Source organism: Kribbella shirazensis (assembly GCF_011761605.1).
Lineage (GTDB): Bacteria > Actinomycetota > Actinomycetes > Propionibacteriales > Kribbellaceae > Kribbella > Kribbella shirazensis.
The window spans coordinates 4,203,139-4,217,689 of record NZ_JAASRO010000001.1; the positions used below are offsets into that span (position 1 = coordinate 4,203,139).

General features: G+C 67.2%; 13 protein-coding genes. 12 read left to right on the forward strand and 1 reads right to left on the reverse strand.

Going from position 1 to position 14,551, the window contains the following annotated elements:
- Positions 1-11 precede the first annotated feature (11 nt).
- The 12 genes from groL to BJY22_RS20550 all read left to right on the forward strand — a co-directional run bounded on the left by groL (position 12) and on the right by BJY22_RS20550 (position 14,001).
- On the forward strand, positions 12-1,661 hold the full coding sequence (gene groL, locus BJY22_RS20495) for a chaperonin GroEL (protein ID WP_167209116.1): 1,650 nt from the start codon (positions 12-14) through the stop codon (positions 1,659-1,661).
- Between the two features lie 3 nt (positions 1,662-1,664).
- Positions 1,665-1,895 (forward strand): FeoA family protein, encoded by a 231-nt coding sequence (locus BJY22_RS20500; RefSeq protein ID WP_167209118.1) that lies wholly within the window; start codon positions 1,665-1,667, stop codon positions 1,893-1,895.
- Entirely contained in the window at positions 1,892-3,829 is a 1,938-nt protein-coding gene (gene feoB / locus BJY22_RS20505) for a ferrous iron transporter B (RefSeq protein ID WP_167209120.1), read from the forward strand. Before BJY22_RS20500 ends, feoB begins: the two co-directional genes overlap by 4 nt.
- Complete coding sequence (locus BJY22_RS20510) at positions 3,826-4,188, forward strand: ArsR/SmtB family transcription factor (protein WP_167209122.1); 363 nt, start codon at positions 3,826-3,828, stop codon at positions 4,186-4,188. The genes feoB and BJY22_RS20510 overlap by 4 nt, the downstream gene beginning before the upstream one ends.
- 209 nt (positions 4,189-4,397) lie before the next feature.
- A complete protein-coding gene (locus BJY22_RS20515; protein ID WP_167209124.1) occupies positions 4,398-6,032 on the forward strand; it encodes an ABC transporter substrate-binding protein in 1,635 nt (544 codons plus the stop codon).
- A gap of 69 nt (positions 6,033-6,101) precedes the next feature.
- Positions 6,102-7,100, forward strand: coding sequence for an ABC transporter permease (locus tag BJY22_RS20520; RefSeq protein ID WP_238350412.1), 999 nt, complete (start codon positions 6,102-6,104; stop codon positions 7,098-7,100).
- Between the two features lie 6 nt (positions 7,101-7,106).
- Positions 7,107-7,967, forward strand: coding sequence for an ABC transporter permease subunit (locus BJY22_RS20525; RefSeq protein WP_167209126.1), 861 nt, complete (start codon positions 7,107-7,109; stop codon positions 7,965-7,967).
- Positions 7,967-8,980 (forward strand): ABC transporter ATP-binding protein, encoded by a 1,014-nt coding sequence (locus tag BJY22_RS20530; RefSeq protein ID WP_167209128.1) that lies wholly within the window; start codon positions 7,967-7,969, stop codon positions 8,978-8,980. The genes BJY22_RS20525 and BJY22_RS20530 overlap by 1 nt, the downstream gene beginning before the upstream one ends.
- Positions 8,977-9,933 (forward strand): ABC transporter ATP-binding protein, encoded by a 957-nt coding sequence (locus BJY22_RS20535; RefSeq protein WP_167209130.1) that lies wholly within the window; start codon positions 8,977-8,979, stop codon positions 9,931-9,933. Before BJY22_RS20530 ends, BJY22_RS20535 begins: the two co-directional genes overlap by 4 nt.
- Positions 9,930-10,943 (forward strand): LacI family DNA-binding transcriptional regulator, encoded by a 1,014-nt coding sequence (locus BJY22_RS20540; RefSeq protein WP_167209132.1) that lies wholly within the window; start codon positions 9,930-9,932, stop codon positions 10,941-10,943. The genes BJY22_RS20535 and BJY22_RS20540 overlap by 4 nt, the downstream gene beginning before the upstream one ends.
- 10 nt (positions 10,944-10,953) lie before the next feature.
- Positions 10,954-12,513, forward strand: coding sequence for an FAD-dependent oxidoreductase (locus BJY22_RS20545; RefSeq protein WP_167209134.1), 1,560 nt, complete (start codon positions 10,954-10,956; stop codon positions 12,511-12,513).
- A 60-nt stretch (positions 12,514-12,573) separates the two neighbouring features.
- Entirely contained in the window at positions 12,574-14,001 is a 1,428-nt protein-coding gene (locus BJY22_RS20550) for a cellulase family glycosylhydrolase (protein WP_167209136.1), read from the forward strand.
- A gap of 184 nt (positions 14,002-14,185) precedes the next feature.
- Here the strand turns inward: BJY22_RS20550 and BJY22_RS20555 are convergent, their stop codons facing one another.
- Positions 14,186-14,545 carry a hypothetical protein gene (locus tag BJY22_RS20555; RefSeq protein WP_167209138.1) on the reverse strand — a complete coding sequence of 120 codons (360 nt, stop codon included), beginning with the start codon at positions 14,543-14,545 and terminating at the stop codon, positions 14,186-14,188.
- Positions 14,546-14,551 lie beyond the last annotated feature (6 nt).

The window sequence follows — 14,551 nt, forward strand, 5'->3', positions numbered from 1 at the left end:
GCGGTCTGATCATGGCAAAAGAGCTGAGGTTCAACGAGGAAGCGCGCCGGTTGCTCGAGTCGGGTGTGAACGCCCTGGCCGACGCGATCAAGGTGACGCTGGGTCCGAAGGGGCGCAACGCCGTACTGGAGAAGCTGACCGGCCCGCCGACCATCACCAACGACGGCGTGACCATCGCCCGCGAGATCCAGCTGCGCGAGCCGTTCGCCAACATGGGTGCGCAGCTGGTCAAGGAAGTCGCGATGAAGACCAACGGCGTGGTCGGCGACGGGACGACGACTGCCACGGTGCTCGCCCAGGCCATGGTCCGCGAAGGACTGCGGGCCGTCGACGCCGGCGCCAACCCGATGCGGGTACGGCGGGGCATCGAGCAGACCGTACCCGTCGTGGTCGAGACGCTGCGTTCGTGGGCTGCGGACGTCGGCGGCCGGCAGGACCTGCGGCACATCGCGACCCTGGCCGCCAGCGACGACGAGTCCATCGGCGACACGGTCGCAGAGGCGGTCGATCGGGTCGGCCGGAACGGAATCGTCACCACCGAGGAATCCGAGACCTTCGGCCTGTCGGTCGACGTGGTGGACGGGATCGAGTTCGACCACGGCTACATCTCGATGTACATGGTCACCGACCGGGAGCGGATGGAGGCCGTGTACGAGAATCCGGTCATCCTGCTCACCAACAAGAAGATCACCCAGGTCCAGGACATCATGCCGACCGTCGAGGTGGCCAAGCGGGCGGACCGGCCGCTGGTCGTGCTGGCGGAGGATGTCGACGGCCCCGCGCTCCAGCTGTTGGTGGGCGGCAACATGCACAACACCATGCGGTCGGTTGTCGTCCGGGCTCCTGGCTTCGGCCACCGCCGGCTCGCCGAACTCGAGGATCTCGCGGTCGCCCTCGGCGGCCGTGTGATCGCGAACGACACCGGCCTCGAGCTGGCCGAGGTCGCGCTCGACCACCTCGGATCGTGTGACCGGATCACGATCACGGAGAACGGTACGACGATCGTCGGCGGCCATGGCGATCCGAGGCTGGTCGAGGCCCGGCTGGCCCAGTTGGAGACGCAGTTCGAGCGGGCCAGGATCGATGCCGACCAGGACAACCTGCAGCTCCGGATGGCCCGGCTGTCCGGCCGGGTGGCCGTGGTCCGGGTCGGCGGCGCGACGAGTGTCGAGCTCAAGGAGCGGATGCTGCGGGTCGAGGACTCGCTGGCCGCGACCCGGGCCGCTCTCGAGGAAGGGGTCGTCGCAGGCGGAGGTACGGCGCTGGTCCAGGCGCAGGAAACGGTGTCCCGGGTCGAGCTGACCGGTGACGACGCGGTCGGCCGTGAAGTGGTCCGGCGGGCGTTGTCCGAACCGTTGCGCTGGATCGCGATCAACGCCGGGTACGACGGCGACGAGGTGATCGAGAAGGTGGCCGGCCTGCCGCTGGGCCACGGGTTCAACGCCCTGACCGGCGCCTACGCGGACATGTTCGACGAAGGGGTGATGGATCCGCTCAAGGTCACGCGCGCGGCACTGGAGAGCGCGGCGTCCATCGCGGCACTGTTGATCACGACGGAGACCGCCGTCGTCGAGGAGGTCATCGGCCACCCCGGCGCGATCATGGCCCCGGGCTTCGGTGACCTGGCCGAAGGCATGGTCCGTCCCTCCAACATCTACTGACCCATGACACTCGACCAGCTCCCACGGGCGTCCAGTGCGGTGGTGATCGCACTGGACAGCGCCGGCGCCGAAAGGCTCCGGCTGATGGACCTCGGGATCCTGCCCGGCACCGAGGTACGGGCCGATCTGACGAGTCCACTGGGCGATCCCACCGCGTACCTGGTCCGGGGCAGCCTGATCGTGCTGCGCCGCACGCAAGCCCGGGCGATTCATGTCGAACTGGCGGCGACATGAGTCACGACTGCGTGAGCTGCGCGCTCAACCCGCAGCGGTTGGAGGTGGTTGCCGGCAGTCACGACTTCGTGGTCGTGGTCGCCGGCAACCCGAACACCGGCAAAAGCACGGTGTTCAACGCCCTCACCGGACTGCGGCAACGCTCCGGGAACTGGCCCGGTACGACGGTCACCCGGGCCGAAGGCGGCTACCGGCACAACGGGCGCGGGTACAAGGTCGTCGACCTGCCCGGGGTCTACTCGCTGCGATCGGCGACGGGGGAGGAAGACGTCGCCCGTGCCTACCTGGAGAACGGCATCCACGACGTCACCGTGGTCGTGGTCGACGCGACCCGGCTGGAGCGCCACCTGGGCCTCGTACTCCAGATCCTGCAGGTCACCCACCACGTCGTGGTCGCGCTGAATCTGGTCGACGAGGCCGAGCGACATGGAATCGTTGTCGACACCAGACGGCTGGCGCGCTCACTCGGCGTACCCGTGGTCGCTACCGCGGCGCGGCGAGGTCGCGGGATCGCCGATCTGATGTCGTCGGTCGAATCGGTGGCAACCGGCAGTTTCACATCCCGGGTGCGTCGGCCGCCGAACGAGGATCTTTCCGACGACGATGCGGCCCTGGTGGTGTTCGCCGAGGCGGACCGGATCGCGCGGTTCTGCGTCCGGACGGAAGGCCGACGGGTTCGTCAGCGCGTCGACGGTGCGCTCGATCGCGTGCTGACCCACCGCGTGTGGGGCTTCGTCGTGATGGCGTTGCTGTTCTTCGCCGTCTTCTGGTTCACCATCGCCGGTGCCGCCGTACCGTCCGACCTGCTCTATCGGCTGCTCGTGCAGGACGGACACGCCGTCGTACGTGACCTGCTCGGTGGTGCGCCGTGGTGGCTGACCGGGCTCGTCGCGGACGGCGTCTACCTCGGCACCGCCTGGGTGATCGCGGTCATGCTGCCACCGATGGCGATCTTCTTTCCGTTGTTCACCCTGCTGGAGGACTTCGGTTACCTGCCGCGGGTGGCCTTCAACCTGGATCGGCTGTTCGCCGCTGCCGGTGCCCATGGCAAGCAGTCGCTGACGATGATGATGGGCTACGGCTGCAACGCGGCCGGGGTGACTGCGACCCGCATCATCGACAGTCCGCGGGAACGCCTGATCGCCGTCATCACGAACAACTTCAGCATCTGCAACGGACGCTGGCCGACCCTGATCCTGATGGGCACCATCTTCATCGGGCAGCTGGCTCCGCCCGGTGCCGCCGGGCTGGTGGCCGCCGCGAGTGTGGTCCTCGTAGCGGTCCTCGGCATCGTTATGACCCTGGTGGTGTCGTGGATGCTGTCGAAGACCGTTCTTCGCGGCGCGACCTCGGTCTACTCGCTCGAGCTTCCGCCGTACCGGCCGCCGCAGGTCCTGCGCACGATCTACACCAGCATCATCGACCGAACTCTCAAGGTGCTGCGCAGGGCCGTGGTCATGGCCGCGCCGGCCGGTGCGGTCATCTGGCTGATCGGCAACGTCGACGTCGTGGGGGAGAGCCTCGCAGCGCACCTCGTGCACGGGTTGGATCCGCTGGGGCTCGCGCTCGGCCTGAACGGCGTCATCCTGCTCGCATACGTCGTCGCGATACCGGCCAACGAGATCATCATCCCGGCGATCCTGCTGCTGACGATGACGGTCGGGCCGGTCGACTTCGGCGTACCGGGTGGTGTGCTGCTGGAGCTCGGTGACGCCGAGACCGCGTCCGTGTTGATCGAAGCCGGTGGCTGGACGCTCCTGACCGGTGTCAATCTGATGCTCTTCAGCCTGCTGCACAACCCGTGCAGCACGACCGTTCTGACCATCTGGAAGGAAACCAGGAGTCTCAAATGGACGGCCACGGCGACCTTGCTGCCGTTGGCTCTCGCCTTCCTTGTCACGTTCCTGACCGCCACCGCGGCACGGCTGACATGACGCAGCCCACGAAGCCTCAGCTGGACGCTGCGTGCCAGACCCTTGCGCTGCTCGTCGCTCCGGTACGGCTTCATCTGCTGTGGCTGGCGACTGTCGGCGAGCACGACGTGGGGACGCTGGCCGAGCGGGCCGGGGTGAGCATCACCACCGCCAGCCAGCATCTGGCCAAGTTGCGCCTCGCCGGTTTGATCACCGCCAGCCGTGAGGGCCGCCGCCAGATCTACTCCGTCGACGATCCCCATGTCCTCGTCCTCATCGAGCAGATCATCGACCACATCGCCCCGGACGGAACCGTCGCGCCCGACGCTCCGAAGCACCCCCGAGGCGGCGGTCCGCGGTCCGTCATGGTTCCGTCCTGACGGCGGGCGAGCGGAAGACCTCGCCTGGGACGACGTCCGCGCTGTCGGCAGCCGGATCTGGCACTGGAAGTTCCGGAACCGGTGACCTCTTGACAGTGGTTGTGGGTTGTTCGTAGGTTCCTGCGCATACGTAAGAGCACGCCTCTGCTGGTGCTTAATCGAGTGCTCATACGTATGAACAATCAACTTCTCGTGGTGGGAGTGATGTCATGCGCTGGGCGATCGGGCTGCTGGTGGGAGCCCTTCTGGCGGGGTGTTCGGGTCCGGCGGCGCCGAAGTCCGGTGACGGCGCGGCCGGCGCCACCATCGTGCACGGCAAGACCGACGGTGGTACGACGTTCGTCCGGAACTACAACGTGCTCGGTCCGGCCACCGACAAGGCACCGAACATGGAGCTGGTGTACGAGCCGCTGATGCGGGTCGACTACGGCGACGGCGGTGTGGTGAAGCCGTGGCTGGCCGAGAGTTGGCAGTTCGCCGAAGCCGGCAAGCTGCTGACCATCAAGCTGCGCACCGACGTCACGTTCTCCGACGGGAAGAAGTTCACCGCCGACGACGCGGTCTACTCACTCGGGCTGCCGATCGAGAAGCCGGACTTCAGCATCGCCGGCATCACCTACAAGTCGGTGGCGAAGGTGGACGCCAGCACGGTCGCGGTCCGCTTCGGCGAACCGTCGTACGCGACCCTGAACCAGTTCGCGAACATCCTGCTCCCGATGGTCCCGAAGCACATCTGGTCGACGCAGAACCTGAACTCCTGGACGAATCCGGACCCGGTCGGCACCGGCCCGTTCACGCTCGGCGAGTTCAAGCCGCAGCAGATCACGCTGAAGGCCCGCACCGATTACTGGGGCGGGAAGCTGCCGATGTCGACGTACAAGATCATCCCGACCAGCCCGGACGCGTTGAAGGCGCAGCTGCTCAAGGGCGAGGTCGACTGGGCGTCCAACAGTTGGGCGAACGGCGAGAAGGAGTACGTCGCCAAGGACCCGGACAAGCACCTGTACCAGCTGTACTCCAACGGCGGCGCGATGTCCGTCCTCTTCAACACCGCCAAGCCGCCGTTCGACGATGTCCACGTACGCCGTGCGCTCGCCATGACGATCGACCGCACAGCCGTCGTGACGACGCTGCAACGGCCGGGGACCGAGGCAGGTCCGACCGGGTTGTCCGAGCAACTGTTCGCGGACTGGCTCGATCCGGCGTACAAGGGCACGGTACAGAAGGTCGACGCGACGGCGGCCAAGGCCGAGCTGGCGGCCGGCGGCTGGACCGTCGAGCAGGGTGCGCTGGTGAAGGACGGCAAGCGGTACCAGCCGTCGATCCTGTTCAACGCCGACTGGGGCTGGGGCAACTACGCCGACATCCTGATCAACACCTGGAAGCAGTCCCTCGGGCTGCAGGTGAAGGGCGCCGGCCAGCCGAGCGCCGGGTACTACGACAAGCAGAACCTCGGCCAGTTCGACCTCGTCGCGGCGTCCACCGGTGGCTCAGGGGTGTATGGCGTCTACCGCTTCCTGAGCAGCACGTACCGTACGCCGATCGGCAAGTCGGCAACCCTGAACCAGGGCCGCTGGAACGACCCTGCGACCGACGCGGTGATCGCCGCGATGCAGCGCACCGACGACGTCGAGCAGTTGAAGACCCTCGGCCGGCAACTGCAGAAGATCGTGGTCGACAAGGTCCCGTTCAGCCCGATCTACAACAACTACTACTTCGTCGAGATCAATGCGACGCGGTGGACCGGCTGGCCGACGCCCGCCGAGTTCGACCACATCCCGTTCGTCGGCATGGGCCCGGACACCATCCTCACCCTGCTCGGACTGCAACGCCGGGGGAGCTGAAGCACTGCGGGGCGCGCGATTCCGGCCCCGCGCGCCCCGCAGCTTCGGACACAGAGAGAGGAGATGTCGATGAGACTGGCGTTCCTGGCCCGGCGGCTCGGGTTCTACCTGGCCGCGGCGGTGGCCGCGATCGGGCTGAACTTCCTGCTCCCACGGCTGATGCCGGGCGATCCGTCGTCCGCGATCGTCGAGGAGCTCGAACGGGTCAGCGGACAGCAGGTCCCGGCGGAGACGCTGATGTCGATCCGGGCGATCTTCGGCAACCCGTCGGACAACCTGGCGCAGCAGTTCGTCGACTACGCGCGCCAACTGTCACACGGTGACCTCGGCGTCTCGGTGGTCAACTTCCCGGTCCCGGTCGCCGACCTGGTCCTGCAGGCGCTGCCGTGGACGCTCCTGCTCGTCGGTGCGACGACCATCACCGCCTTCGCGATCGGCACACTGCTGGGCGTCGTCGCCGGGTGGAAAGCGGGCAGCCGATTCGACGCCATCCTGACTCCGTTCACCACGTTCCTGTCGAGCGTCCCGTACTTCTGGGTCGCGCTGCTCGCCCTCTGGGTCTTCGGCTTCGTCCTCGGCTGGACCCCGCTGTCCGGCGGATACGACGCAGACCTGCCACAGGGGTTCAGTTTCGCGTACGCCGTCAGCGTGCTGCATCACGGACTATTGCCCGCAGCAACGATCGTGTTCTCGGCCTTCGGCGGCTGGCTGCTCGGGATGCGGAACATGACGGTGACCACGGTCCGCGAGGACTACGTGCTGCTCGCACAGGCGAAAGGCCTCTCGCCGCGCCGGGTGATGTTCAGGTACGCCGCCCGGAACGCGATGCTGCCGAGCTTCACCGGTTTCGCGATGGCGCTCGGCGGGGTCGTCGGCGGTGCGCTGCTGACCGAGATCGTCTTCAGCTACCCGGGGATCGGCTATCTGCTGTACGAGGCGCTGCAGAAGCGGGACTACCCGATGATGCAGGGCGTCTTCCTGCTGATCACGTTGGCCGTTCTCCTGGCCAACCTGGTCGCCGACCTGGCGTACGTACTGCTCGATCCGCGCATCCGGGCGAAGGGGTGAGGTGAAGTGCTCGCAAGCTGGAAGGTCCGCGTAGGGCTGTCAGTGCTGGTGTTCTTCGTACTGCTTGCCATCTTCGGTCCCCTGATCAGTGCGGACCCGCGCGCCAACGACATCACCTCGATCTCTGAGCCCCCGAGTGCGGACCATCTGTTCGGCACCACCCAGTTCGGTCAGGACGTTCTCGCGCAGACCATCGCCGGTGCTCGCGGTTCGATGCTGGTCGGCATCCTCGCGGCCGCTATCGGCACGCTGATCGCGGTCCTTGTCGGCGTACCGGCAGGGTACTTCGGCGGTGCGGTGGACAACGGACTGAACTTCTTGACCAACCTCTTCCTGGTGATGCCGGTCCTGCCGCTGATCCTGATCGTGGCCGGCTACGTCCAGGGCACCGGGCCGTGGGTGATCGCGCTGATCATCGGTCTGTTCGGCTGGTCCGGCGGTGCCCGGACACTCCGGGCCCAGGCGCTCAGTCTGAGCAGCCGTGACTTCGTGCTGGCGATGCGGATGGTGGGCGAACCCCATCGCCGGCTGATCTTCTGCGAGATCCTTCCGCACCTGACCGGCTGGATCTCGGCGATGTTCCTGCACGGCATGATCGGCGGTGTGATGGCGGAGGCCGGGCTTGCGTTCCTCGGTATCTCCGACTCCGGCTCGATCAGCTGGGGCACGATGATCCAGTCCGCTCAGCAGCAGAGCGCCGTACTGCGCGGGTTGTGGTGGTGGTTCGTGCCGCCGGGGTTGTGTATCGCCTTGATCGGTACGGCGGCGACGATGGTCAACTTCGGCGTCGACGAGGTGTCGAACCCCAAACTGCGGATGGCCCGACGTTCCGTGCTCGTGCGGACACGCAAGGCGGTGGAGGCGTGATGACCAGCGATCCAGCTGCCGGCCTGGCGGTCCTCGACGTGCGTGGGCTCACTGTCGAATACGCGACTGGCGACACCCCGGTTCGAGCCTGCGACGCCGTTTCGTTCGAGCTCCGCCGGGGCGAGATCCTCGGTGTCGCGGGTGAGTCCGGCTCCGGCAAGTCGACCCTGATCACCGCCTTGATGCGGCTCCAGCGTCCGCCCGCCGCAACCACCGCGGGCAGTATCACCTTCCACCCGCGTGCCGGCGCCGAGCCGGTCGATCTGGTCACGCTGTCGCCGTCCGGGTTGCGCTCGTTGCGATGGACCTCGCTGGCGATCGTGTTGCAGAGCGCGATGGACGCGCTCAATCCGGTAATGCGGGTCGGCGCTCAGTTCGTCGACGTACTGCGTTCGCACGACCGGAGCCTGAGCCGCGAGCAGGCGTGGGCGAAGGCGGCGACGCTCCTCGGCATGGTCGGGATCTCGGCCGATCGGGTCCGTAGCTATCCCCACGAGCTGTCCGGCGGGATGCGGCAGCGGGCCAGTATCGCGCTCGCGCTGGCGTGTGGTCCTGAGCTCGTGGTGATGGATGAGCCGACCACGGCGGTCGACGTGGTGATGCAACGGCAGATCCTGGCCCAGGTCCTGCGCCTGCGGCGTGAACTGGGCTTCTCGGTCGTTTTCGTCACCCACGATCTGTCGCTGCTGCTCGAGCTGGCCGACCGGATCGCGATCATGTACGCGGGCCGGATCGTCGAGATCGGCACCGCCGAATCGCTCTACACCAAGCCGAGACACCCCTATACCCGCGGCCTGCGCGACTCGTTCCCACCGTTGCGCTCGCCGCTGCGCCGGCTGACGGGCATCCCAGGCAGTCCACCGGACCTCCTCAATCCACCACCCGGCTGCTCGTTCCACCCGCGCTGTCCCGACCGGTTCGACGGTTGCGACCGAGAGCGTCCGGAATTGCTGACTGTCGACGAGCACGCGGTGGCCTGTCGGCTGTATCCGTCGGGAGATGATCGAGCATGAGTCAACCCGTTCTCGAGGCTCGTGGGGTGTCGAAGCACTTCACGGCCGGTCGTGCGGTGGTGCGCGCGGTTGAGGATGCGACGCTCGCGCTGCAACCGGGCCGGATCGTTGCGCTGGTCGGTGAGAGTGGCAGTGGGAAGACGACGTTGGCCAGGATGCTGGCCAGGTTCTATCCGCCGACGTCCGGTGAGATCCGGTTGCACGGGAAGACGGTTCAGGGAAAGCCGCGGGCCTACTACAGCGACGTACAACTGATCTTTCAGGACCCGTTCGGCTCGCTCAATCCGTTGCACCGGGTGCGGTACAACCTGGAACGGGCCGTCAAGCTGCATCACGCCGTACGGACGAAGGCGGAGCTCGAGGGGCGGGTGGTGGAGTTGCTCGAGCGGGTGAGTCTGTCGCCGGCGGAGCAGTTCATCGACAAGTTTCCGCACGAGTTGTCCGGTGGGCAACGGCAGCGGGTGGTGATCGCCCGGGCCTTGGCGGTCGAGCCGAAGGTACTGCTCGGGGACGAGCCGATCTCCATGCTGGACGTGTCGATCCGGCTGGAGATGCTCAACCTGCTGGACCGCCTGCGGACCGAGGAGGGTCTGGCGCTGCTCTACATCACCCACGACATCGCCAGCGCGCGCTACCTGTGCGACGACATCGTCGTGATGTACGCCGGGCAGATGGTCGAGGGCGGTCCGAAAGAGGACGTGATCGCGGCGCCGCTGCATCCCTACACGCAACTGCTGATCGACTCGTCGCCCGACCCCGAACGCAGCCGTCGGGATGCCTTCTTGGACGATGAGGATCTCGGTGAACCTCCGAGCCTGATCGATCCGCCGGCCGGTTGCCGCTTCCATCCGCGCTGCCCGGTCGCGATGGACATCTGCCGGACCGAGGCACCACGACGGACGGAACGACCCAATGGGCAGTGGACGCACTGCTGGCAGCAGGAGAACGCATGAAGGCGCCAAGACAATCTGATGTTGCTCGGCTCGCGGGGGTGTCGCAGTCCGCGGTCTCGCGCGTGGTCAGCGGGGACGTCGACCGGATCCCGGAGGAGACCCGGCAGCGGATCCGTGCCGCGGTGAAGGAGCTCGGGTACGTGCCGAACGCGGCCGCCCGGAACCTGCGCAACAAGCGCAACCGGCTGCTCGGTGTCCACACGTTCGAGGCCGTGTTCCCGCACGCCCGCGAGGACTTCTACTTCGAGTTCCTGCTCGGGATCGAGGAACGCGCCGAGGAGGTCGGCTACGACCTGGTGCTGTTCACCTCGACCGGGACGAGTGACGGCCGCCGCCGCATCTACCGCGACGGCACCAACCGGCTGAACCTGGCCGATGGCAGCGTGTTGCTCGGTGTCGCCACCGACCGGGAAGAGCTCGCCCGGCTGTGGCACGACGGCTACGTGTTCGTCCACATCGGCCGCCGCGAGGTGCCAGGCGCGGCGATCCCGTGCATCGTCCCCGACTACGAGAGCGCCGCCGCGCGGATCGTCGAGTCGCTCGCCGCCCGCGGTCACCGCAATCTCGCGTATCTGCGCGAGGGCATCGAGCAGGAGTCGTACGCCGACCGCCGTACGGGTTATCGCAACGCCGTCGACCGGCTCGGACTGCACGACCGCTCACCCGGGTTCCACGACGAGCCTTGGCTCACGGACGAATGGCTGGACGAGCTGGCCAAGGGGCCCGAGACCGCGGTGGTCGCGGAGAGCGTGCGACTCGCGGAGGACCTCCGCCGTGGCCTGGCGGCGCGGGGCCGGAGCATCCCGTCGGATGTCTCTGTGGCGGTCCTGGAGGGGTCGGGCACCGAGCCCGGGCATCGCTGGGACTGTCTGGTGATCCCGCGCAAGGAGATCGGCCGGATCGCGATCGACGCGCTGGTGGCCCGGGTCGAGGACCCGGACCAGCCTCCGCTCAGTCAGCTCGTGCAGTGCGATCTCGTGGCCGGAGAAACCATCGCCGACCCTCGTTAAGGAGAACTGGGTGGAACTCGCAACGGACGTACTGGTGGTCGGGGGCGGCCTGGGAGGTGTCGCGGCAGCGTTGACCGCGGCCCGGCTGGGTTGGCGCGTCGTCCTGACCGAGCCGACCGACTGGCTCGGCGGCCAGCTGACCAGCCAGGCGGTGCCGCCCGACGAGCACCCCTGGATCGAGGAGTACGCCGCGCCGGGGTACGCCGAACTCCGCCGGCGGATCCGGGACTACTACCGGCGGAACTACCCGCTGCGGCCCGACGTAGCGGACGACCCGCTGCTGGATCCCGGCCGCGGCATCGTCAGCCGGTTCTGTCATGAACCGCGCGTGGCCGCCGCGGTCCTCGAGGAGATGCTCGCGCCATGGCGGGCCAACGAACGGGTCACCGTCCTGCTCGAGCACTCGGCGATCGCTGCGCACACCAATGGCGACTCTCTGAGCGCGGTGACGGTGCGCGATCTGCGTTCCGGGACCGAGCGGACGATCAGCGCGACGTACGTCGTCGATGCGACCGAGTTGGGTGACTTGCTGGAGCTGGCCGGGGTCGAGCACGTGGTGGGCGCCGAGAGCCAGTCCGTGACCGGCGAACTGCACGCCCCGGAGGTCGCCGATCCGGCGGATCAGCAGGCGATCTCGTGGTGCTTCGCGCTGGAGCACCGGCCGGGGGAGGACCACACGATCGACCGTCCGGCCGGGTACGCGCACTGGCGGGACACCGTCGCGCCGTTCTGGCCGGGACCGCAGTTGTCCTGGCGGGACGTCGTACCGATCACCCTGCAGCAGCGGGAGTGGCGGTTGTTCGAGCGCAACCCTTCGGAGCATGCGCCGTTCCCACTGTGGGAGTTTCGCCGGATTCTTGCTGCGAGCAACTTTGTCGACGATGCGATTCCGGATGTCACAGTGGTGAACTGGCCGCAGATCGACTACTGGGAACGGCCGTTGATCGGCGTCGAGGATCCTTCGCAGACGTTGGCAGCGAGTCGGGACTTGTCGCTGTCGTTCCTCTACTGGATGCAGACCGAGGCCGGGTATCCGGGCCTGCGGCTGCGTCCGGACATCACCGGTACGGCGGATGGTCTGGCCAAGACGCCGTACATCCGGGAGTCGCGGCGGATCGCGGCCGAGTTCACCGTGCTGGAGCAGCACGTCGGCGTGGCCGCGCGTCCGGAGGGGGCAGGCAGCGAGGTGTTCGCGGACGCGGTGGGGCTCGGGCGGTACCGGATCGATCTGCATCCGAGTACGGCCGGACGGACGTATGTCGACATCGAGGCGTATCCGTTCCAGATCCCGCTCGGTGCGCTGATCCCGGTCCGGGTGGACAACCTGCTGCCGGCCAACAAGAACATCGGCTCCACCCATGTGACCAACGGCTGCTACCGCCTGCATCCCGTCGAGTGGAGCATCGGTGAGGCCGTCGGCGCCTTGGTCAGCTTCTGTCTCACGAACGGACTTGCCCCACGGAAGGTCCGCAACGACCCCACACACCTGGCCGACTATCAGCATCTGCTGTCCGACGGCCTCGGTATCCGGCTGTCCTGGCCGGACCACATCAGAACCCATCGCGACTGAGAGGAGCGTCACGCCCGGGGCCGGAAACTCCAGGTGGTCAACTGTACAAAGGAGAAGCCTGTGCTCAGGAAGTCCTTCATCGCCCTGTGCTCCACCATGTTGTTGTCCGCGGTGTCCCTGGTGAACGCCACGGCCCAGACAACCGCACTCCCGGCTCTGCACACCGAGGGCAACCGGATCAAGAACAGTGCGGGTACCAACATCACCCTCAAAGGCCTGTCCGTGATCGCGCCCGAGCAGAACGACGTCTGCACCGACTGCAACGCCAAACCGATCAACGAACTGATCGACATGACGGTGTCCAACGGCTGGAACTCCAAGGTACTCCGGCTGCTCGTCACCGAGGCCCTCGGCAAGGATCTCGCGGCGTACGACGCGACTTACATCAAGCCGTACGTCGACCACGCGATCGCCAAAGGTCTCTACGTGATCATCGACCTGCACCTGGTCCGCAACTACGGTGACGGCGCCGGCGCCGTACCGCAGTCGCAGGTGAAGGGCTTCTGGGACTTCATCGCGCCGCGGTACGCGAACAATCCGAACGTGCTCTTCGAGGTGTTCAACGAGCCGATCGCGCCGGACAACTGGGCGACCTGGAAGTCGTACATCCAGCCGGTGGTGACCTCGATCCGGTCGGTCGCGCAGAACGTGATCCTGATGGGCAGCCCGTCCTGGAGTACTCGGCTCAACGGCGCGCTGACAGATCCGATCACCGGCGGCAACATCGCCTACGTCTACCACCTCTACCCGAACCAGGGCCCGGCGACCGCGGCCAACCTCGACCCGAAATTCGGCACCGCGTCCGCCACGCTGCCGGTCGTACTGACCGAGTTCGGCTGGGATCCGTCGTCCTCGGCGAACCAGGTGACCAGGGGGACGACGTCCGGTTGGGGACTGCCGCTGCGGCAGTACCTGGACGCGCGACCGCAGATCGGCTGGATGGGGTGGATCTTCGACAACTTCTGGGCGCCGGTGATGTTCGACAAGAACTGGAATCTGCTCAGCGGTGAGTACCAAGGTGCCTTCATCCGCGACTGGCTGGCAGGTGCCCCCGCGGTCTCACCGTGCTCGGACCATCTGGCCCGTGGCGCCACCGCAACCGCCTCCTCGACGTACGACGCGTCGTCCGGTGCGGCGAAGGCGGTCGACGGGTCGTGCGCGGACTCCGGGCGGTGGATGTCGGCCGTCGGCGACACGACACCCGTACTGACTCTGAATCTGGGCACCTACAAGGACGTCAACCAGGTCGATGTCTACAGCGGGTACGGCTTCCCGAACGTTGCCACCGGCACCGTTCTGTCCGCCTTCCGGGTCGAGGCGCACACGGCCGCCGGCTGGGTCCAGCTCGGCACGGTCACCGGGAACACCCGCTCGCTGGTCTCGATCCCCGGCCCGACTGCCACCGTCGACCAGATCCGCCTGACCATTACCGATCCGTCCGCAACCACCCCCGACATCGCCCGTGTCTACGAGGTCGCGGCTCACTGATTCACGAGAAGCCGCGAACCGCTCCCGACCACTCAGGCTGATCGCGTACCGAACGGCACGGACGCCTTGGCGGCGCTCACCCGCGACGTCCGGCGATCGACCAGTCTGGTCGGGAGCACGCGCTGACCGAGTGCTCGCCGGCAACGGCCACCGATCGCGGCGGTGAACCTTCTGACTCAGATCGCTAGCCGACTGAAACAACCCGGTCTGGCCGACCGTCTGGGGTGATGGTCACTTCGTGGATTGCACCGCCGAGAAGCAACGTCGGGGCGCCGACGACGAGCAGCATGGTGACCAGAGGCACGCGCAGCGTGGAGCCCCTCAGGCCAAGGAGGACTGCCCCGGTCAGCGCAGCCAGGGCGAGCGATCCCAGAAGAGGGACACACTTGCGAAGCCCGAGCAGCAGGATCAGCGCCCCCTCGCCTCCCGATACAAGGCCGACTGTGGTCGCGGCGCCGAGCATGACTACGACAGTCAGCAGCAGGCCGGCCGAGCGTCTGCGGTATCGCGTGACGTTCATGATGTCCCGAACGATATGGATCACGCAGGC

Coding starts and splice junctions, on each gene's coding strand:
- feoB (WP_167209120.1), top strand. CDS start 1,892: ATGAGTCACGACTGCGTGAGCTGCGCGCTCAACCCGCAGCGGTTGGAG.
- BJY22_RS20515 (WP_167209124.1), top strand. CDS start 4,398: ATGCGCTGGGCGATCGGGCTGCTGGTGGGAGCCCTTCTGGCGGGGTGT.
- BJY22_RS20530 (WP_167209128.1), top strand. CDS start 7,967: ATGACCAGCGATCCAGCTGCCGGCCTGGCGGTCCTCGACGTGCGTGGG.
- BJY22_RS20520 (WP_238350412.1), top strand. CDS start 6,102: ATGAGACTGGCGTTCCTGGCCCGGCGGCTCGGGTTCTACCTGGCCGCG.
- BJY22_RS20510 (WP_167209122.1), top strand. CDS start 3,826: ATGACGCAGCCCACGAAGCCTCAGCTGGACGCTGCGTGCCAGACCCTT.
- BJY22_RS20540 (WP_167209132.1), top strand. CDS start 9,930: ATGAAGGCGCCAAGACAATCTGATGTTGCTCGGCTCGCGGGGGTGTCG.
- groL (WP_167209116.1), top strand. CDS start 12: ATGGCAAAAGAGCTGAGGTTCAACGAGGAAGCGCGCCGGTTGCTCGAG.
- BJY22_RS20500 (WP_167209118.1), top strand. CDS start 1,665: ATGACACTCGACCAGCTCCCACGGGCGTCCAGTGCGGTGGTGATCGCA.
- BJY22_RS20535 (WP_167209130.1), top strand. CDS start 8,977: ATGAGTCAACCCGTTCTCGAGGCTCGTGGGGTGTCGAAGCACTTCACG.